Raw genomic sequence first — 17,978 nt, 5'->3', positions numbered from 1 at the left:
GAGGAGATTGTGATGGCCAGAAAAAATGTGGCTGAACCGTCTGTATCCGACGGTAAAAATGTGGCGCCAGAACCCACTGAGGCCGGGACTATTCAGGTTCAGCCTGTCCGGCGTTTTATGGATGGCGATATTTTCAGGACGCCCGCCGATGATCCTTTTCATGTCTCTCGCTTACGTGCTGCCGAGCTCAAAGGTAACGGGCTGGTGACGATAGTTGGTGAAGTCCCTGATAACAAAATGAACCGCGCCCCCGAAACCAAAGGGTAATGGTTATGACGGTAATCAACACTGAAACAGCCATGGAACATCTCAGGCTGGATGATGAAATCGATAAAACGATAGTGGGCGGGTATCTTGCCGCTGCGGAGGATGCTGCTATGCAGTTTCTTAACCGACGCTTTTTTGCTGACCAGGCCGCGCTGGATAACGCAATTGAAAATGAAGGCGCCGGCGATCGCCCAATTATTATCACGCCCTCTATTCAGAGTGCGGTTCTTCTTATAGTGGGCTGGCTGTATGAAAACCGCGGGGATGATCTGGGTCATGATATCCCTGGCCCTGCGCGTTGGTTGCTTAATCCCTATCGCATCGATATGGGAGTATAAAAATATGGCCTGCGAAGGGTGCCGCCGTCGGCGTGAATGGTTAAAAAAGTGGACGAAAATTGCCTATGAACGAGCAACAGGTAAACGCGCTGATAGCAGCGCTGAGCGAACAAACAGCAGCACAGAGAGAGCAGACGGAAGCGATAAACCGCCTGGCTGAATCAAACATGGCTCTGTGTGATGTGATCATTCAGTCTCTGGCCGGTGAAGAGGATGTGCAGGCAGAGCCGACAACCTATCTCAGCGGAAAACCCAGGGGGTGATATGCAGGCCGGGAAATTGCGTCACAGGGTTATCCTGCAGGAGCCGGTAAAAGAGCAGAGCCCGACAACGGGCGCCGTAATCAATACCTGGCGCGATGTCGCAACCATCTGGGCCGAAATCTCCCCCTTATCTGCGCGGGAGTTTATCGCGGCCCAGGCATCACAGGGCGAGATAACAACGCGTATAACGATTCGCTACCGGGCGGGCGTCACCAGAAAGCACAGGATTCTGTATCGCGATGGCATTTACAACATTGAAGGCGTTTTACCAGACCCGCGCAGCGGCAGGGAATATCTGACGCTGCCCTGCTCAGAAGGGGTGAATGATGGCTGATGGTGTAGAGGTTAACCTTAACGGGCTTGAGTCGGTGCTGGGCAAGATGGATGCTGTCTCACAGGTGACCCGCAATAAAACCGGGCGTGCAGCGCTGCGTAAAGCAGCAAACGTCATCCGGGACAGGGCCCGCAGTAATGCCGCTCGTGTTGATGACTTTCTTACTAAAGAAGCCATCTATAAAAATATTGTCGTCAGTTTCAGCAGCAAAGCCTTTCGCAGAACGGGCGACCCAACCTTTCGTGTAGGGGTAATGGGCGGAGCAAGGCAATATGCCAATACAAAGGCCAATGTGCGAAAAGGCAGGGCGGGTAAAAGTTATAATACAGCCGGAGATAAAGGCAATCCCGGTGGTGATACCTGGTACTGGCGATTTCTGGAATTCGGGACCGAGCATATGGCCGCGAGGCCAATACTACGCCCGGCAATGAATGGCGTGGATACTGACGTAATTAATATTTTCGCTGTGGAACTGGAAAAGGCTATCGATCGTGCCGTCCGTAGCGCAGCCAAAAAAGGAACGTCCGTATGATAGCTCCAATATTCTCTGTCTGCGCGGCAAGCCAGGCTGTAAAGGATTTATTGGGTACCAACCCCGTCAGGCTCTATCCCTTCGGGATGCAGGACGACAATATCGTCTATCCCTATGCCGTGTGGCAAAACATTGATGGCTCCCCTGAAAATTACCTTAATCAGCGGCCTGATGCTGACCGTTACTCTCTTCAGATCGACATATATGGCAATACTGAAGTTGACGTGATGGCGGTGGCCCATGCGCTGCGTGATGCCATCGAGGGAAAAGCCTATATCACCCGGTGGGGAGAGCAAAGCCGTAATGATTCCACGTTGAAATACCACTATTCCTTTGATGTTGACATGATCGCATTAAGGTAACTAACAACCCCAAACTGACCCGCTCTGAGCGGGTTTTTCTATTTATGGAGACTAAAAAATGTCTGTGTTAACGCAAGGCACGCAGCTCTTTGTGCTGAAATCTGGCGTGGTCAGCGAGGTTGAATGTATCACCAGCTTCAACCCCGGCGGCAACCCGGCCGATCAGATTGAAGATACCTGTCTGAGTGAGCGGGATTCCAGAACCTATAAAAAAGGGCTGAAAACGCCAGCTTCAGCAACTGTCGGGCTGAATGCCGACCCGAAAAATGCCAGCCACATTATGCTTCATGGGCTTTCTGAAACTGATGATCAGACACCGCTAACCTTTGCTATCGGCTGGTCAGATGGTACCAGCGCCCCGACCGTTGCAGCTTCTGGCGATGAAGATGCTGTTGATGGTCTGGTGCTTCCGTCTGATCGTACCTGGTTTATCTTTCAGGGCTACGTTTCCGATTTCCCGTTCGATTTTCAGGCAAATGCCGTGGTTACCACCTCCGCAACTATCCAGCGCTCCGGATCGGCGGTCTGGGTACCTAAAGCAGCAGCGTAATGATTTGCCCGGTCTGCCGGGCTTCTTGATACAGGAGAAGAAATGAAACTTACTCTCGACACATTAAAAGAGTCCGGGGCATTCACTGGCCGTCCGGTAGAGAAAGAAATAAAATGGAAAGGTCGTGACGGGAAAGAACATATCGCAACCGTTTTTGTGCGTCCTATGGGCTACCACACCACTAAAGCTGAACTACTGGCGTACAACGGAAAATCTGATCCGGTGGCTGGGCGTATTGCCGCCCATATATGTGATGAGGAAGGCAAGCAAATCTTTACTGAGGCAGACATTCTCGGAACTGCATCTGAAGACCGTGGCGCACTCGATGGGCCAATTGTTATTGCTTTGCTGGCCGTAATCCAGGAAGTCAACGATCTGGGAAAGACTACGAACTCACAGGAGAAGACGAGTTCTGGTGTGAGTTAGTCATGAACGGCATCGGTGGGCGCACCATTGCCGAGGCTCAGGAGCGAATGAGCCTTCGTGAATTTCAGGTGTGGGTAAAGTACCGCAATAAGTATGGTCCGCTTAACGTTATGATGCGGACCGAGTGGGGGGCCTCTCTGGTGGCCTCCGTGCTGGCGAACATCAATAAGTCTAAGAACTCACCGCCGTTTAAGGTTAGCGACTTTGCACCGCATATCAATGAGGTCTCTGTATCGCTTGAAGAGGCTATGAAAAGTTGGCAGTGATAACTTTTAAATGCAGTACGGGATCACTATCATCAGTAAACTAACAACTACTGGGATAGGGATATGAAAAATCTAATTTTAGCTTTAATACTTGGCGCATCCGCTTTAACAATTACTGGATGCGCCCCAACAGTCCAGAAAATCGACTACAACCAGAAATCTATGCTTCTATCCCTTGGGATGAGCAAAAATGATGTTATGCAAATTATGGGGTCGCCTAGAAGGACTGACGTTAACCCAGAGCGCGAACGCTGGATATATTGGAATAAGTCTCTATATGGCTACACTATTATCGATAACGAACAATTAGCTAATGATCGGCTAGTTGTTACATTTGTAAGCGGGAAAGTGGCCAAGTGGGGGCAGCAAACACTGGCTGATGATGTCATGGAGTCATCACAAAAAACCGCCCAAGCTTATGCCGAGGCACTTAAAAAATAGACGCTTAAATTAAAATATGAACCTCGCTTCGGCGGGGTTTTTTTATGCCCGGAGAAAACTTAATGGCTGGAAAATCCCTTGGTACATTAACAATTGATTTGATAGCAAAAGTTGGCGGATTTGTTCAGGGGATGGATAAGGCTGAAAGATCGTCCCAAAAATGGCGCGACCAGGTTAAAAAAGACGCTAAAGAAGTAGGTGCATCCATAGCCGCCATCGGAGTCGCTGCCGCTACTGCTGCTGTTGGTATTGGTGTTGCAGGACTTTCAATTGTAAAAAACACTGCTCAACAGGTTACTGAGGCAGACCGATGGGCCAAATCGTTAAAAATGTCTACGCAGGATTTATTATCTTGGCAGTACGCAGCTGAACAGGCAGGTCTAACCGGCGATAATATTGCGGATATTTTTAAAGATATTAATGATAAAGTTGGTGATGCGGTACTGAACAAATCTGGTGAAGCGGCACAAGCTTTGGATACGTTGGGCCTTTCAGCGGAAAAGTTATCAAAACAATCTCCAGATAAGCAGCTGATGGCAATCAGTGCTGCCCTGCAAAAAATACCGTCTCAGGCAGGGAAAACAAATATCCTTGAAAGCCTAGGAAATGACTTGTCAAAAATGCTTCCGCTGTTTGACAATAATAATGAAAAGTTGAAGCAATTTATTCAGCTTTCAAAAGATTATGGAGTGGCACCGCCACAGGAAGATATTGATAATCTTGTAAAGGTTAATCAGTTTTTCCTGGATATTGAGACCAGTGCTCGTGGCCTGAAAATGGAAATAGCCTCTGGTCTAGCAAAAGTTGATTTATCCCCTCTGCAGGACGGGCTTGATAGTATTCATGATGTATTCACTGACCCTGCCATCCTACAGGGCCTTTCTGATCTGGTTGGCGAGGCCATCAGTTTGGCCGGTGTTGTCGGTCGTATTGCTGGTGGGCTTGGTGCCATTGCTTCTTATACACGATCGAGGATAGGTGCAGTATCAGGAAATTACGACGCTTCTGATTTAAACAACGTAGAACAGCGTATAGAATTCCTGAACAAGAGAGGTAACCAAAGCAAGGAACAAAAGGAAGAGTTAGATTTTTTAAGCAAACGCCTCCAGTTTCTACAAGCAATAAAAGGATCGACACCAACTCCAGAAGAATCACAAAGAGCTGCCAAGGGGATGCAGTCCTTGCTTTCTGACATGGGTATAGAGCCGACCAGCGCTGATAATTATAATCTTGGTAAAGATGAGTCGAACCAGAAGCAAACTGCCAAGAAAAATCCAACTGAAAACGCATTTAAAAGTAGATTACTAGATTTACAGAAACAAGCTGCACTGATTGAAACTACTGGTAAAAAAACAGCGGAAGTTACAGAGCTCGAAAAAATAAATTTTGATATTGCTAGTGGTAATCTGAAAAAGCTTTCTGAGGATCAAAAAGAACAGCTTCGTATTGCTGCGAAAACACTTGATTCTAAAAAAGAAGAACTGCGACTTAACCAAGAAAATGCTAAGGTTGCAGAATATATTGCCGGTTTAACAAAGCAAAATAAGCTTGTCCGACAGGGATATGATAACGAAATCATGGGTCTTTCCTTAGGAAGTAAGGACCGTGGCAGAATGCGAGAGTTAAATGGTATTCAGCAGGATTTTGAATCGAGGCAAGAGGAGCTTTTAAATCAACTTCAGTCTGGTGATATTGATAATAGTTTATATAATAAAAAGAAAGAAGCGTTGAGGGATGCACTTAAAGAGCGCTTGAAAATACAGGAAAGTTATTATCAGAAGTCAGATGATTTACAAAGTGATTGGCAATCTGGTATCTCAAGCTCATTAGCTGACTTTGCTGAAATATCCAGTGATTACTACCAGCAAGCCGCTGATGCGATGACATCAATATTGGGTTCTGCAACAGATTCAATTTCAGAACATTTATATGACGTTATCAGCGGTACTGAATCGATGGGGGACGCAATTAAAGGGATTTTTTCAGACCTTGGAACTTCAGTCATAAAAGCTTTAGTTGATATGGCTGCGCAATGGATTGTGTATCAAGGTGTTCAGATGCTGGTAAACAAAACCGCCCAAGCCTCGGCGATTCCTGCCATGATCGCCAATGCACAAGCTACATCTCTCCAAGCTCAAATCGCAGCATATGCATCAACAGCTGCAATACCAATTGTCGGACCAGCATTGGCCCCGGCGGCAATGGCGGCGGCGGCGGCAATAACGACCCCTTTGGTGGCTGCCGTAGGCACATCAGCACTCGCTGGCATGGCTCACGATGGTGTCGACTCAGTGCCTGAAACCGGAACTTGGCTTCTACAAAAAGGCGAGCGAGTTACTACTGCTAAAACCAGCGCAAAGCTGGATGCCACTCTGGATAGGGTCGCGACTCAGTCAACCGGAAGCGGCGCTATTTATTCGCCTACTATCACCATCCCAATAAATGGGAACCCCTCAGATGCAACTTTGGCGCTGGTGCGCAAAGCCGCAGATGAGGGGGCTGAACGGGGGTATCGAAAGGCGGTGAACTCAGTTGCAAGTGGGCAGGGTGATTTGCACCGAGCATTAACCAGCAAAACTAACTCTGGGAGGAAAATCGGCTGATGGCTATCACCACAACGCTTTACTATCCATCCGATTACCTGCCTGGCCCTCTTAAAGATAGTTTTGGGTTGAAGTCTTTATCTCCTCTAAAGAGTACCGCTATGGTAACTGGGCGACGCCGACAACGGCGAGCCTACACTTCTGTACCGACCAACACGGATATTGCATGGATTTTCAACGACGCTCAGGCTCAGGCTTTTGAGGCCTGGTATCGGGATGTTCTTTCTGACGGGGCGGCTTGGTTCAACATGCCATTACTTACACCTGTAGGGATGAAAAATTATGTATGCCGGTTTAACGATATCTATGAGGGTCCGACACCAGAGGGCGGGATGTACTGGCGTTATTCAGCATCTATTGAGTTATGGGAGCGCCCATTACCTCCGGCTGGATGGGGGCATTATCCGGAATGGATAGTCGGCAGCTCGCTGCTCGATATCGCGCTGAATAAGGAGTGGCCAAAGCATGACGCAGATTAACCGCCTTTATGCCAGCAGCGGGCCGGAGGTGATCATTGAAACGCTGCAGATAACCATCGGTTCAGATGTTCACTATCTGTGTAAGGGCTACGAGGATATTACCGCGACGACGGAGAACGGCGAGACCGTAACGTTTACCGCCTGCGCGATGGATATTGCGCTGCCGGCGCGTAATGAGGACGGCACGCAGGATTTGAAATTTGCTCTGTGTAATATCGATGGCGTTGTGTCCACGGCGATACGCAATGCGCTGGCGAACCGACTTTCGGCGTCGCTGACTTACCGGAGTTATATTTCCACAGATTTAGCGGCGCCTGCGGCGGTACCGTATACGCTGCAAGTCAAATCTGGCTACTGGACGGCGACAGAAGTGCAGATCACCGCGGGCTATATGAATGTCCTCGATACAGCCTGGCCGCGATATCGCTATACGCTCCCATCATTCCCCGGTCTGCGTTACATCAGCTAAGGAATCCCAATGTTTAACCCTGATAAATACCTTTCAGTCACCTGGCTGAAGGGCGGCAGAGTGTATCCGCAGCTCGACTGCTTCGGGATCGTGAACGAAATCCGGGCGGACCTTGGACTGCCTCTCTGGCCTGAGTTCGCCGGGGTGACCAAAGACGACGGCGGTCTCGACCGCGAAGCGCGCCGGATGATGCTTTCTCTGGAGCGCTGCGAACCGCGCGAAGGCGCCGGGGTGGCCTGTTATTCCGGTTCAACCGTCACCCATGTCGGTATCGTCGTCAATATCGGTGGCCTGCTGCACGTGGCGGAATGTAATCCGGGAACGAACGTCACCTTTCTGCCGTTGCCGCGATTTAAGCGGCGATTTGTCAAAGTGGAGTTCTGGCAATGACCATTCGTTTTTACCCGTCGCGGCTGCCCGGTGAACCAATCGAAACGCATCAGCATGGCGTTACCACCATTCGCAGCTGGCTGGTTGCCAATGTCGCAGATTATGAGGATCGGGATGTTCCACCGCTGGCTATTGAACTGGATGGCCAGCCGGTACCACCTGGCGAATGGGCGTTTTGCATCATCCGGCCGGAGAGCGACGTTCGCATATATCCGGTGCCTTTCGGGCTTGAAGTAGCAACAATCGCATGGATAGGGGTTGGTATCGCCGTGGCAACGGCGGCTTATTCACTGTTCATGATGGGTAATATTGATGCTGGTGGCTACACGTCATCCACCGGGCGAAGCCTCGACCTGAACCCCGCTAAAGCAAACAGCGCAAAACTGGGTGATGCCATTCGTGAAGTTTTTGGGCGCGTGCGTATTTATCCGGATTATGTTGTGCAGCCCGTTACCCGGTTCGATGCTGACGATCCCACGAAAATGCGTGTACAGATGCTGCTGTGCCTTGGTGTCGGAGCTCTGGATTATACCAATGGCGATATCCGCGTTGGCAGTACGCCTGCATCGACCCTGCCGGGATTCAGCAGCACGCATTATCCCCCTGGTGCAGACGTTTCCGGCGATGAGCGCAGTGAAAACTGGTTCAACAGTACGGAGGTCGGCGGGACGTCATCCGGCACCGGGCTGGACATGGCCCAGACGTCGCCGGATGCGGACGACATTATCGCAGACAGCATGACCGTGGCCGGAGCCGACGTAACGTTTACCGGGCTGGACACGGATGATAGCGATGATGACGATAACGACAATTCTCTGCCGGATAGCTGGGTAGAAGGCGCGATTGTTGAGATAAAGGCTCCCGCCAACTACCAGATATCAACGGCGGCCGGGTACAGCGTTATCGCGAGTCCGCTGCTGACGGAGATCGCGCCGGTAGTCGGTATGCCGGTGACGCTCAGTTTCAATAGCGTCGATTACGATCTGTTTATTGCGTCATATACACCGGGTCAGGCCGCCGTCCCCGGCGTTGGTGGCAGCGCTGCTAAAGTACAGGCCAGCGCTGCCCCTACCACCTACGACTTTTCGACCAGCTCCAGCACGTTCACGATCACGTGGCAGGGGATCGCTTACGCGGTGTCTCTGGTGGCGAACTATATCTCGATGTCGGGACTGCTGGCGGCTATCACCGAAGGGCTGACTGGTTCCGGCCTGGTCGCGCAGGATAACGGCGGGACTGTAGTGATAACTGAGGCGGCCAGCCCGTTCTCTGGTGGTGACATCACATCCTCCACACTACCAGCTTCCATCTTCGGTGATGCCCCTGTTTACACCTCCGGCACGGCATCAACCGGCGGCAGCCCGGCGGTAACGGCAAATTTGACGTTTGCCTATAACAGCGCCACGGGAACCGCATTTTCGGGCATGCCTGAAGGCGTGCAACGGCTTTCACTTGCTCACCGCGGGAATGAGTACCGGATTGTGTCAGCTGACGGCACGACGGCGACGGTGGCGCGTCTGGTTAACGGTACCGTTGATGAGTCATGGACGGGATTCACCGCCAGGACGATGATCGACTACGAGGCAACCGGGCTCAACGACACGCTGAGCTGGCTGGGTCCGTACCTTGTCTGTCCTGAAAATGAAACCGTGGATATGTTCGAAGTGAATTTTTCCTTTCCGAACGGCGTCTGCGGTTTTGACAGCAAGGGGAAAAAACGCATTCGCCACGTTGAATGGGAAATTCAGTACCGGATTTATGGCTCCGGCTCAGGGTGGGTCAGTAAACAGGGCGAGTACGCGCTGAAAAACGTTAACGGTCTGGGCTTTACTGAGCGGATCACACTCGGTTCTCCGGGCCTTGTAGAGGTTCGCTGCCGTCGCCGCAATGAGCAGGGTAGCAATAATGCGCGTGACTCGATGTACTGGCAGGCACTGCGCGGGCGCCTGCTGACGCGTCCTTCATCCTATCCCGGTGTGTCGCTGATGGCGGTGACCGTCGAGACGGGCGGTAAACTGGCGGCGCAGTCTGACCGCCGCGTAAACGTTGTTGGGACGCGTGCCTATGAAACCGGAACGGCCAGAACCATTTCGGGGGCGCTGCTGCATGTCGGGAACTCGCTGGGACTGGAGATGGATGTCGATACCATTAACGGCATTGAGTCCGCGTACTGGACACCGCGGGGAGAGTATTTTGATTTCGCTACTGGCGACAGTATCTCGGCACTGGAAATGCTGCAAAAGATCGCCAACGCCGGGAAGTCACGTTTTCTGCTGAGTGATGGCCTGGCGACAGTAAACCGGGAAGGGATTAAGCCCTGGATAGGCGTCATCACCCCGCATGAGATGGTCGAAGAGCTGCAGAGTGGTTTCACTGCGCCATCTGACGATGATTACGACGGGGTTGATGTGACTTACGTCAACGGGACCACCTGGGCGGAAGAGACGGTTAAATGTCGCACTCCCGATAACCCCACACCGGTGAAAATCGAGGATTACAAACTCGACGGGGTATTGAGTCAGGATCACGCTTATCAAATCGGTATGCGTCGCCTGATGAAATACCTGCAGCAGCGGGTAACGTTCCAGACGACGACCGAACTGGACGCGCTCTGCTACAACGTTGGCGATCGTATTGTGCTGACCGACGATATACCGGGGAATAACACGATTTCCTGTCTTGTTGAGGAGATGACAACGGCTGGCGGTTTAACGACCTTCACCGTTACGGAGCCGCTGGACTGGTCTTTTGAAAATCCTCGCGCGCTGGTCCGTTACCAGGATGGCTCGGCCTCCGGGCTGATGGTGGCGACCAGAGCAGGGGATTATCAACTTTCGGTCCCGCATCTGAGTGAGTTTGATGACCTGCTGAAAATCAATTTATCGTCTGCAACCATCGAGCCGATCCGGCTGGTGTTCTGCGGCTCAACGCGGCATGTCTATGATGCGCTGGTGGCAGAAATTGCCCCACAGTCTGACGGCACCTGTCAGGTGACCGCCAACGAATATCTTGAATCGTTCTACGCCTACGACGACGCCACATACCCCGGCGACGTCGCGTAATACCCCATAAAAACCCCTTATTAACTCTTTTCGCTCAAACCCTCGTTTGGGCGAAGCCTATTTTTGGAGCAAAAAATATGGCCTTTGATCCGCCACTTGGGAGCACGTCGCCCGCGGTGCTGCTCGACAATGCCACTCGCCTGGACGAACTCGTTAACGGACCAGCGGGCACCGTTAACGACCGTGCCGGGCAACCGCTGGATTCCTGGCGCCTGATGCTGCAGACCTTCGCTGCTATTGTCGAAAATACCCGCCAGAACCTTATCCCACTTGGCAAGCAATACCAGAGTCTTGAAGAGGCTCAGGCTGATATTGCCAGTATTCCTGAAGGTGCCACCACCTATGTACGCAGTCCGGATGATTCCGCTCTGGCGATCGAATACCGAAATATCGCCGGGACGCTGACGGCAACCGGGCGCAGGATGCCCTCTCAGGGCTCTGTCGATGCACTTATCCAGTTTATTGAAAACTTTATTGCCACCGGCACCGTCAGCGGTGACTTTTTCCCTTTCTTTGTCGATGGGGCCGGAAATGTGCCTTTGTACTGGGATAATGGTTTTGCTGTTTCGCGTATTGCCACATCGTTGTATCAGATGATCTATGAGGATGTTCATGCGCGGCTTGGGGATGCGCTGAATGCACAAGTGACAGGGGTTTCCCCAGGCTTTTTTCCGTTATTCATGGACAGCGCGGGAAATGTACCGGTGTACTGGAATGGCGGGCTGGATGCGTCGGCAATTGCGACGGGGCTGCTGGAAAAAATATGGTCTTATATCAACGGTATCATCGCCAGCGCGCTTAACCAGAATGTCCCTCTGATTTCCCCTGGCTTTGTACCGGGGATGATGGATGCCGCCGGGAACGTCCCGTTCTGGTTCCATGATGGAAAGCTTGATGCCAGTGGGGTCGGGCCGAACATTCGCGGGGATATGGTCAGCTGGTTTCAGGGGAGGATGTACTCTGCCGTCTACAATATTCCGCTGCATACTGATGGCCGGACGCTCTGGCGCTGGAAAGCGAAGAAAGCACAGCTCAAAGCAGGCCTGACAGTCCGTCCACACTTCATGCTGACGGGCGACAGCTGGACGCAGAATAACGAACTGGCCACAGCTATCGCCGGGCTGTTGCACAATGATTACGGTGACGCGGGTCTTGGCTGGAGAACTGTTAACTACGGGGCCGCGCGCGACGGTTCGGGAATATATCGATCAGAGGGATGGGATTTATATGATTCGTCCCCGACGAGCGGAGCGCCGCTTTATGGCTGTGGTATTGACGGCCAGTCAATCAATACCACGACGAGCACGGCCTATTTCAGGGTGACGAATGTCCGCTGCACTGACTGCCGTATTTACTACCAGGACCTGAACGGTAAGTTTCAGTACGGCTACGACGTTGGCGGGGTCACTCAGTGGACTGAGGTTGTCTGCGGGAATACCGGCGCGACAAAATCGGTGTTGCTGACAGGCATGGCCGACGAGGCCAGGACGATTTACGTCAAAACTGATGGCAATACCGGGCGTGTGGCCATCCACGGTTTTTACCTCTGGCGCGCCGGTGTGGCTGGTTGCGTGATGAGTAAGGCGGGTAACTCCGGGATTCTTGCGGACCAGTTTCTGTTGTTCTCCGACAAAATCGCGGAGTACCTGAGCACAATGCAGCCGGACGTCATTTGTATCGTCATCGGCAACAATGATTACCGTAATTCTGACGGGACACAGGTATTTAAAACCGCATTGCAGACGTACATCGCCGCCTGCCGCACGGTGTTGCCAGACGTTGGTTTTATCCTGATGGCACCACCCCGCACGAACGGAACGGCGGTAACGCCGCTCGTTGATTTCCGTGACGTGATGCACGATCTCTCGCAGACGCTGAATGTCGAGTTCTTCAGCATCTATGACCTGTTTGACACCTGGACTGAAATGAACAGCCTGGGCTGTTTCCTCGATAATCTTCATCCGAATGCTACAGGCAGTAATCTGGTCGCATCATCACTTAATAACGCACTGATTAAAGGCTAATTTATTATGAATACTGTTTATATCCCAAAACTCGGTGATGTCGTGATCCCCGGAGCACATCCGAAAAAAGGTCATTTCATGCAGCCAGACCTTCCTGTAACAGCGGGGCTTAAAGGATTGTACATTCAGGGAGGAACAGCAGACCTCAGCATGAGGAATCGCGCCGACAATTCCGCCCCGCTGACAAAAATCGGAACCCCGACAATCCTCTCCGAATTTGGGGCGATCTGTAGTTTTGGAAACTGTTTTGATACCGGGAAGGTCTCAACCAAAAACCAGACGCATATCGTGATCTGTAAGCCGGTAAAGCCGACAGCGGCAACCGAAACGCAGCAGGCATTCATGATGGGGAACTACAGCTATTCCGGCGCACCGGCTGTCTACCGCGGCGACGGGCTTGCATTTCTGTTTTCCGGACAAAGCCTTTACGGAGCGTTTGTTGAGGATAACGGTGCTACGCCGTTGAACATGATCAACTATTACAGCGCAGCGTATGACAGCGCCAGATGGGCCGCCTTTGTCGAGCTGGTTGACGGTGATAATAATGTGGCGAGGATTGCAGCCCGGCAGGGAGGCGCCCTGAACTGGCAGAACTCCAAAACCCTGACCAGCCGCACAGCTTATACCGACCGTACGATCCGCATCGGGTCGCACCATGCGCCAGCTGCCTATCCAGCAGGGGCAAATATCACGATAGGGATGGAATTGATTTTTGAAACAGCGCTGACTCAGGCTCAGGTCGCATCAGTCCTCGATAGTGTAAGTGCCTATCTCAGTGCAGCATGGGGAATTACTGATTTAGGTTAATACAGTAATGGCAGAAACTCGCGGCTGCTGGCTAAATTGACAGCCGCAACCTCTCTTGATCTTCCCTTTAAATAAAACTACTGTATGCATAAACAGTATTTATGGGATGGCAGATCATGCTTCGACAATCAGACATCAACCAGGCCTTTCGGGAGTCGATTCTTCGCAACTCGAAAGGCTACCAGTACCTGCACACACGCGATTTTGTGTCTTCTCTTGTGTGCCGTGGCATCCACTTATCTTATTCAGAAGCTAACCGCTGGATAGAGCGCTATCAGTCGTGCTTCGCTGACAAAACGCCCGAACATACAGAAAATCGGCTGTGGATTCTCCGCAACATGGGGAGGGTGATGTAATGACTGCCAGCTATTTTCCTTCACCGGCCGCCGACTACGTTGAGCAGAGACTGACTGTCACGGCTGCGTGCAACATTGGCGCGAACTCTCAGATTATAGAGACTGATCGCGGCTTCGTTGTTCTTGACCTGTCGTTAAAAGTGACGCAAGGAAGCGTCCTGCTTATCCGCGTGGCTGGCGAACTGCAGTTTGCAAAATTGATGGGGCGTTCTTTTATCACTGTCGAAGGTGAATCGATAGAAGGGGAGGCGATGGAAGATGTTGAAGTGTTGGGGGTGGCTACGCACGCGATCAACGACTTGAGGCAGGACGATAGCCCTATTTGATGTGAGAAAATTTATGCTTAAAAGGGAAGAATACTTCCCCAAAATGAAAGGCATATCATTGATTAAATAAGAAAATAAAACATACTCAAAATAGGGAAAAATCAGCCAGGAAGTTTATATAACTGGCTGATTTTATTTAACTAAGTGTCAATTTTGGAAGTCTGTTTGTGAAACAGTTCGCGGAATACCGGATAAATATCTTCCGGGTCGCGAATATGCTGCATAGCAAAGTTTTCGAAGGTCGACTGCAGGTGTTCGTACTCCCGCCACAGCGTCTGGTGCGCCCGACGGGTTATCTCGATATAGCTATAGTAGCGCACCACGGGCAGGATTTTCTTCGCCAGCAGTTCGTGACACAGCGGTGAGTCGTCCGCCCAGTTATCCCCATCCGAGGCCTGTGCGGCGTAGATATTCCACTGCGCCGGGTCATAGCGCTCTTTAACCACTTCATCCATCAGCTTCAGGGCGCTGGAGACAATCGTGCCGCCGGTTTCCTGCGAATAAAAGAATTCGTGTTCATCGACCTCTTTAGCCTGCGTATGGTGGCGGATATAAACGACATCGACGTTTTTATAGGTCCGGCTGAGGAACAGATACAGCAGAATATAAAAGCGTTTTGCCATGTCCTTGGTCGCCTGGTCCATGGAGCCGGAGACGTCCATCAGGCAGAACATGACGGCCTGGCTGGACGGTTCTGGCCGTTTTTCGTAGTTCTTGTAACGTAGATCGAAAGTATCAATAAACGGGACGCGGTCGATTTTCGCCCGCAGTTCGGCTATCTCTTTGCGCAGCCGCTCCTCTTCCAGCAGCTGCGCCGGTTCGCTTTTGCTAATGGTATCGAGGTCTTCTTCCAGCGCGTGCAGTTCCCGGCGTTTACCGGCGGTCATCGCCGTGCGCCGAGCCAGCGAGTTCTGCAACGAGCGAACGACGCTGATATTGGCGGGAACGCCGTTAGCGGTATAGCCCGCGCGATGGGTTTTATACTCCGTCAGCTGACGCTGCTGATTTTTCTTCAAATTTGGCAGGGCGAGATCTTCGAACAATAGATCGAGATATTCGTCTTTCGAAATCTGAAAGACAAACTCGTCCTGGCCTTCGCCGTCGGCGCTGGCTTGCCCCTGACCGCTGCCGCCTCCGCCACCGCCGCCCTGAGGGCGTTCGATACGGTCATTTTGTACAAAGTGATCGTTACCGGGGTGTACGCGATTGCGCAGGCCGCCGCGTCCCTGATGAAACATCGGTTCGTTAATATCGTCCGTTGGGATGGAGACGGACTCTCCGCTCTGAATATCGGTCACCGAGCGCTTGTTGATGGCCTCGGAGATCGACTGCTTTATCTGCGCTTTATAGCGGCGCAGAAAGCGCTGCCGATTGACGGCGCTTTTATTTTTCCCGTTCAGGCGTCGGTCTATGAACCAGGTCATATGCCCTCCTGTACTGCATTTGCCAACAATGCCCCGGCCATTCAGGCGCGGAAAATAGCCCGTCGCTGAATGTCATTGGGTCTTCGCAGTTATTATTAACCCGACAGCGGTTAGCTGTCGGGCCGGTCTATCAGGATGATTTACGTACCCGCAGATACCATTCGCACAGCAGACGAACCTGCTTACGGGTATAGCCTTTCTCCATCATGCGGTCGACAAAGTCATCGTGTTTTTTCTGCTCATCGGTTGACGTTTTGGTGTTGAAGGAAATCACCGGCAACAGCTCTTCGGTATTGGAGAACATTTTCTTCTCGATAACCGTGCGAAGCTTCTCGTAGCTGGTCCAGTTTGGATTACGCCCGCTGTTGTGCGCTCTGGCGCGCAGCACGAAGTTGACTATCTCGTTGCGGAAGTCTTTCGGGTTACTGATCCCGGCGGGCTTCTCGATTTTTTCCAGTTCCGCATTCAGCGACTCGCGGTCAAACAGCTGGCCGGTATCCGGGTCGCGGTATTCCTGATCCTGAATCCAGAAGTCGGCGTAGGTGACATAACGGTCGAAAATGTTCTGCCCATACTCAGAGTAGGATTCAAGATAGGCGGTCTGGATCTCTTTGCCGATAAACTCGGCGTATTTCGGGATCAGATAGCCTTTCAGGAACTCAAGATAACGTTCTGACTGTTCCTGCGGGAACTGTTCGCGCTCGATCTGCTGCTCCAGAACGTAGAACAGATGCACCGGGTTGGCGGCCACCTCGGCGTGGTCGAAGTTAAAGACCCGCGACAGAATTTTGAACGCGAAGCGGGTCGACAAGCCGTTCATCCCTTCATCGACGCCGGCATAATCGCGATACTCCTGATAGGACTTCGCTTTCGGGTCGGTGTCTTTCAGGCTTTCGCCGTCATAGACGCGCATTTTTGAGTAAATACTCGAGTTTTCCGGCTCTTTCAGGCGCGACAGAATCGAGAAGCGCGACAGCGTTTCCAGCGTTCCCGGCGCGCAAGGCGCATGGGTCAGTTCGCTGTTATTAAGCAGTTTTTCATAGATACGGATCTCTTCTGAGATACGCAGGCAGTAAGGCACCTTGACGATATACACGCGGTCGAGGAAGGCCTCATTGTTTTTGTTATTCCGGAAGGTCACCCATTCCGATTCGTTGGAGTGGGCGAGGATGATCCCGTTGAACGGCAGGGCGGAGATCCCTTCGGTGCCGTTATAGTTGCCTTCCTGCGTGGCGGTCAGCAGCGGATGCAGCACCTTGATAGGCGCTTTAAACATCTCGACGAATTCCATCAGCCCCTGGTTGGCGCGGCACAGAGCGCCGGAGTAGCCGTAGGCATCCGGGTCATTCTGCGCGTAGTGCTCCAGTTTACGAATATCCACTTTACCGACCAGCGCGGAGATGTCCTGGTTGTTCTCGTCGCCGGGCTCGGTTTTGGCGATGGCGATCTGCGCCAGAATTGACGGCCACACTTTCACCACGCGGAACTTAGTGATGTCGCCGCCGAATTCATGCAGGCGCTTGGCCGCCCACGGCGACATAATCGTCCCCAGATAGCGGTTTGGAATGCCGTACTCTTTTTCGAGGATTTGCGCATCCTCCTGCGGGTTGAACAGACACAGCGGATGGTCGTTGACCGGGCTGCGCTCTCCGTTTGCGCTAAGTACATAGATAGGGACACGCTGCATCAAGGACTTCAGGCGTTCGGCAAGCGATGATTTACCGCCGCCCACGGGTCCCAGCAGGTACAGAATCTGTTTCTTCTCTTCCAGCCCCTGAGCGGCGTGCTTCAGATAAGAAACAATTTGCTCAATGGCATCTTCCATCCCGTAAAACTCTTCAAAGGCCGGATAGCGTGCCACGACCCGGTTTGAAAAGAGACGGGATAGCCTGGGTTCCAGGGCCGTATCGACCATGACCGGCTCACCGATGGCCATCAGCAATCTTTCTGCTGCGTTAGCATAAGCACTGCGATCTTGCCGACAGATGGTAAGAAACTCCTGCAGTGTGAACTCTTCGTCCTTGGCAGCTTCATAGCGCTGGCGATAGTGATCGAATATATTCATGGCATGCCGTCCTTTCGTTTTTAGCACAGGTTGAGAGCCGTTCATATGAATAGTGGGAGCCCCCGGAAGAGGTAAGCTGCATAGCGCTCTCTGATACTCCAGCAACCCTTATGCCAGGTTGGCGAAGTATCTGTATAACGTGCCCCGCATTTACTTCTTCTAAATTAAAGCGTAGATGCATTTGGAAAACTTGC

General features: G+C 51.9%; 21 protein-coding genes. 19 read left to right on the top strand and 2 right to left on the bottom strand.

Translation table 11 applies throughout. From position 1 onward, the window contains the following. The first annotated feature begins 12 nt into the window (after positions 1-12). The 19 genes from EGY08_RS03450 to EGY08_RS03360 all read left to right on the top strand — a co-directional run bounded on the left by EGY08_RS03450 (position 13) and on the right by EGY08_RS03360 (position 14,295). A complete protein-coding gene (locus tag EGY08_RS03450) occupies positions 13-267 on the top strand; it encodes a hypothetical protein (protein WP_049083365.1) in 255 nt (84 codons plus the stop codon). Between the two features lie 5 nt (positions 268-272). Next, on the top strand, positions 273-605 hold the full coding sequence (locus EGY08_RS03445) for a head-tail connector protein (RefSeq protein WP_115239630.1): 333 nt from the start codon (positions 273-275) through the stop codon (positions 603-605). 65 nt (positions 606-670) lie between these two features. Next, a complete protein-coding gene (locus EGY08_RS03440) occupies positions 671-868 on the top strand; it encodes a hypothetical protein (RefSeq protein ID WP_123828223.1) in 198 nt (65 codons plus the stop codon). Position 869: 1 nt separating this feature from the next. Then, positions 870-1,202: a phage head closure protein gene (locus EGY08_RS03435; RefSeq protein WP_064398061.1), complete on the top strand. Its 333-nt coding sequence runs from the start codon at positions 870-872 to the stop codon at positions 1,200-1,202. Then, positions 1,195-1,734 (top strand): HK97-gp10 family putative phage morphogenesis protein, encoded by a 540-nt coding sequence (locus EGY08_RS03430; RefSeq protein WP_123829402.1) that lies wholly within the window; start codon positions 1,195-1,197, stop codon positions 1,732-1,734. Before EGY08_RS03435 ends, EGY08_RS03430 begins: the two co-directional genes overlap by 8 nt. Next, complete coding sequence (gene gp17 / locus EGY08_RS03425; RefSeq protein ID WP_123828222.1) at positions 1,731-2,096, top strand: tail completion protein gp17; 366 nt, start codon at positions 1,731-1,733, stop codon at positions 2,094-2,096. The genes EGY08_RS03430 and gp17 overlap by 4 nt, the downstream gene beginning before the upstream one ends. A gap of 58 nt (positions 2,097-2,154) precedes the next feature. Then, complete coding sequence (locus EGY08_RS03420) at positions 2,155-2,646, top strand: phage tail tube protein (RefSeq protein WP_017146242.1); 492 nt, start codon at positions 2,155-2,157, stop codon at positions 2,644-2,646. A 42-nt stretch (positions 2,647-2,688) separates the two neighbouring features. Next, positions 2,689-3,072, top strand: coding sequence for a phage tail assembly chaperone family protein, TAC (locus EGY08_RS03415; RefSeq protein ID WP_123828221.1), 384 nt, complete (start codon positions 2,689-2,691; stop codon positions 3,070-3,072). A 2-nt stretch (positions 3,073-3,074) separates the two neighbouring features. Continuing rightward, positions 3,075-3,338, top strand: coding sequence for a phage tail assembly protein T (locus tag EGY08_RS03410; protein ID WP_123828220.1), 264 nt, complete (start codon positions 3,075-3,077; stop codon positions 3,336-3,338). 63 nt (positions 3,339-3,401) lie between these two features. Further along, the gene (locus tag EGY08_RS03405; RefSeq protein WP_064398076.1) at positions 3,402-3,779 is read left to right on the top strand and encodes an outer membrane protein assembly factor BamE; all 378 of its coding nucleotides are present in this window, start codon (positions 3,402-3,404) and stop codon (positions 3,777-3,779) included. A gap of 62 nt (positions 3,780-3,841) precedes the next feature. Beyond that, positions 3,842-6,382 carry a phage tail tape measure C-terminal domain-containing protein gene (locus tag EGY08_RS03400; protein ID WP_123828219.1) on the top strand — a complete coding sequence of 847 codons (2,541 nt, stop codon included), beginning with the start codon at positions 3,842-3,844 and terminating at the stop codon, positions 6,380-6,382. Next, complete coding sequence (locus tag EGY08_RS03395; RefSeq protein ID WP_115239625.1) at positions 6,382-6,861, top strand: hypothetical protein; 480 nt, start codon at positions 6,382-6,384, stop codon at positions 6,859-6,861. Before EGY08_RS03400 ends, EGY08_RS03395 begins: the two co-directional genes overlap by 1 nt. Further along, complete coding sequence (locus EGY08_RS03390; protein ID WP_123828218.1) at positions 6,848-7,330, top strand: DUF1833 family protein; 483 nt, start codon at positions 6,848-6,850, stop codon at positions 7,328-7,330. The genes EGY08_RS03395 and EGY08_RS03390 overlap by 14 nt, the downstream gene beginning before the upstream one ends. Positions 7,331-7,339: 9 nt before the next feature. Continuing rightward, positions 7,340-7,720, top strand: coding sequence for a nitrite transporter (locus EGY08_RS03385; protein WP_117079785.1), 381 nt, complete (start codon positions 7,340-7,342; stop codon positions 7,718-7,720). Next, positions 7,717-10,782, top strand: coding sequence for a host specificity factor TipJ family phage tail protein (locus tag EGY08_RS03380; RefSeq protein WP_123828217.1), 3,066 nt, complete (start codon positions 7,717-7,719; stop codon positions 10,780-10,782). The genes EGY08_RS03385 and EGY08_RS03380 overlap by 4 nt, the downstream gene beginning before the upstream one ends. Before the next feature lie 77 nt (positions 10,783-10,859). Beyond that, complete coding sequence (locus EGY08_RS03375) at positions 10,860-12,806, top strand: SGNH/GDSL hydrolase family protein (protein ID WP_123828216.1); 1,947 nt, start codon at positions 10,860-10,862, stop codon at positions 12,804-12,806. Positions 12,807-12,812: 6 nt separating this feature from the next. Next, positions 12,813-13,613 carry a hypothetical protein gene (locus tag EGY08_RS03370; RefSeq protein WP_123828215.1) on the top strand — a complete coding sequence of 267 codons (801 nt, stop codon included), beginning with the start codon at positions 12,813-12,815 and terminating at the stop codon, positions 13,611-13,613. A 116-nt stretch (positions 13,614-13,729) separates the two neighbouring features. Beyond that, positions 13,730-13,969 (top strand): hypothetical protein, encoded by a 240-nt coding sequence (locus tag EGY08_RS31000; RefSeq protein ID WP_123829401.1) that lies wholly within the window; start codon positions 13,730-13,732, stop codon positions 13,967-13,969. Continuing rightward, the gene (locus tag EGY08_RS03360) at positions 13,969-14,295 is read left to right on the top strand and encodes a hypothetical protein (RefSeq protein WP_123828214.1); all 327 of its coding nucleotides are present in this window, start codon (positions 13,969-13,971) and stop codon (positions 14,293-14,295) included. The genes EGY08_RS31000 and EGY08_RS03360 overlap by 1 nt, the downstream gene beginning before the upstream one ends. Positions 14,296-14,435: 140 nt before the next feature. Here EGY08_RS03360 and EGY08_RS03355 read toward each other — a convergent pair whose 3' ends face one another. Both EGY08_RS03355 and yeaG read right to left on the bottom strand, forming a co-directional pair. Then, complete coding sequence (locus tag EGY08_RS03355; RefSeq protein ID WP_004121480.1) at positions 14,436-15,719, bottom strand: YeaH/YhbH family protein; 1,284 nt, start codon at positions 15,717-15,719, stop codon at positions 14,436-14,438. A 130-nt stretch (positions 15,720-15,849) separates the two neighbouring features. Continuing rightward, positions 15,850-17,784 (bottom strand): protein kinase YeaG, encoded by a 1,935-nt coding sequence (yeaG, locus tag EGY08_RS03350; protein ID WP_004121478.1) that lies wholly within the window; start codon positions 17,782-17,784, stop codon positions 15,850-15,852. Positions 17,785-17,978: the final 194 nt, after the last annotated feature.

This window comes from Klebsiella sp. FDAARGOS_511 (assembly GCF_003812845.1).
Lineage (GTDB): Bacteria > Pseudomonadota > Gammaproteobacteria > Enterobacterales > Enterobacteriaceae > Klebsiella > Klebsiella grimontii.
Note: the sequence above shows the minus strand (reverse complement) of the source record. Positions and strands in the feature narration are given on the sequence as shown.

Bases quoted from the DNA above. Each gene is read 5' to 3' on its own strand.
- EGY08_RS03450 (WP_049083365.1), top strand. From the start codon at position 13: ATGGCCAGAAAAAATGTGGCTGAACCGTCTGTATCCGACGGTAAAAAT.
- EGY08_RS03445 (WP_115239630.1), top strand. From the start codon at position 273: ATGACGGTAATCAACACTGAAACAGCCATGGAACATCTCAGGCTGGAT.
- EGY08_RS03440 (WP_123828223.1), top strand. From the start codon at position 671: ATGAACGAGCAACAGGTAAACGCGCTGATAGCAGCGCTGAGCGAACAA.
- EGY08_RS03435 (WP_064398061.1), top strand. From the start codon at position 870: ATGCAGGCCGGGAAATTGCGTCACAGGGTTATCCTGCAGGAGCCGGTA.
- EGY08_RS03430 (WP_123829402.1), top strand. From the start codon at position 1,195: ATGGCTGATGGTGTAGAGGTTAACCTTAACGGGCTTGAGTCGGTGCTG.
- gp17 (WP_123828222.1), top strand. From the start codon at position 1,731: ATGATAGCTCCAATATTCTCTGTCTGCGCGGCAAGCCAGGCTGTAAAG.
- EGY08_RS03420 (WP_017146242.1), top strand. From the start codon at position 2,155: ATGTCTGTGTTAACGCAAGGCACGCAGCTCTTTGTGCTGAAATCTGGC.
- EGY08_RS03415 (WP_123828221.1), top strand. From the start codon at position 2,689: ATGAAACTTACTCTCGACACATTAAAAGAGTCCGGGGCATTCACTGGC.
- EGY08_RS03410 (WP_123828220.1), top strand. From the start codon at position 3,075: ATGAACGGCATCGGTGGGCGCACCATTGCCGAGGCTCAGGAGCGAATG.
- EGY08_RS03405 (WP_064398076.1), top strand. From the start codon at position 3,402: ATGAAAAATCTAATTTTAGCTTTAATACTTGGCGCATCCGCTTTAACA.
- EGY08_RS03400 (WP_123828219.1), top strand. From the start codon at position 3,842: ATGGCTGGAAAATCCCTTGGTACATTAACAATTGATTTGATAGCAAAA.
- EGY08_RS03395 (WP_115239625.1), top strand. From the start codon at position 6,382: ATGGCTATCACCACAACGCTTTACTATCCATCCGATTACCTGCCTGGC.
- EGY08_RS03390 (WP_123828218.1), top strand. From the start codon at position 6,848: ATGACGCAGATTAACCGCCTTTATGCCAGCAGCGGGCCGGAGGTGATC.
- EGY08_RS03385 (WP_117079785.1), top strand. From the start codon at position 7,340: ATGTTTAACCCTGATAAATACCTTTCAGTCACCTGGCTGAAGGGCGGC.
- EGY08_RS03380 (WP_123828217.1), top strand. From the start codon at position 7,717: ATGACCATTCGTTTTTACCCGTCGCGGCTGCCCGGTGAACCAATCGAA.
- EGY08_RS03375 (WP_123828216.1), top strand. From the start codon at position 10,860: ATGGCCTTTGATCCGCCACTTGGGAGCACGTCGCCCGCGGTGCTGCTC.
- EGY08_RS03370 (WP_123828215.1), top strand. From the start codon at position 12,813: ATGAATACTGTTTATATCCCAAAACTCGGTGATGTCGTGATCCCCGGA.
- EGY08_RS31000 (WP_123829401.1), top strand. From the start codon at position 13,730: ATGCTTCGACAATCAGACATCAACCAGGCCTTTCGGGAGTCGATTCTT.
- EGY08_RS03360 (WP_123828214.1), top strand. From the start codon at position 13,969: ATGACTGCCAGCTATTTTCCTTCACCGGCCGCCGACTACGTTGAGCAG.
- EGY08_RS03355 (WP_004121480.1), bottom strand. From the start codon at position 15,719: ATGACCTGGTTCATAGACCGACGCCTGAACGGGAAAAATAAAAGCGCC.
- yeaG (WP_004121478.1), bottom strand. From the start codon at position 17,784: ATGAATATATTCGATCACTATCGCCAGCGCTATGAAGCTGCCAAGGAC.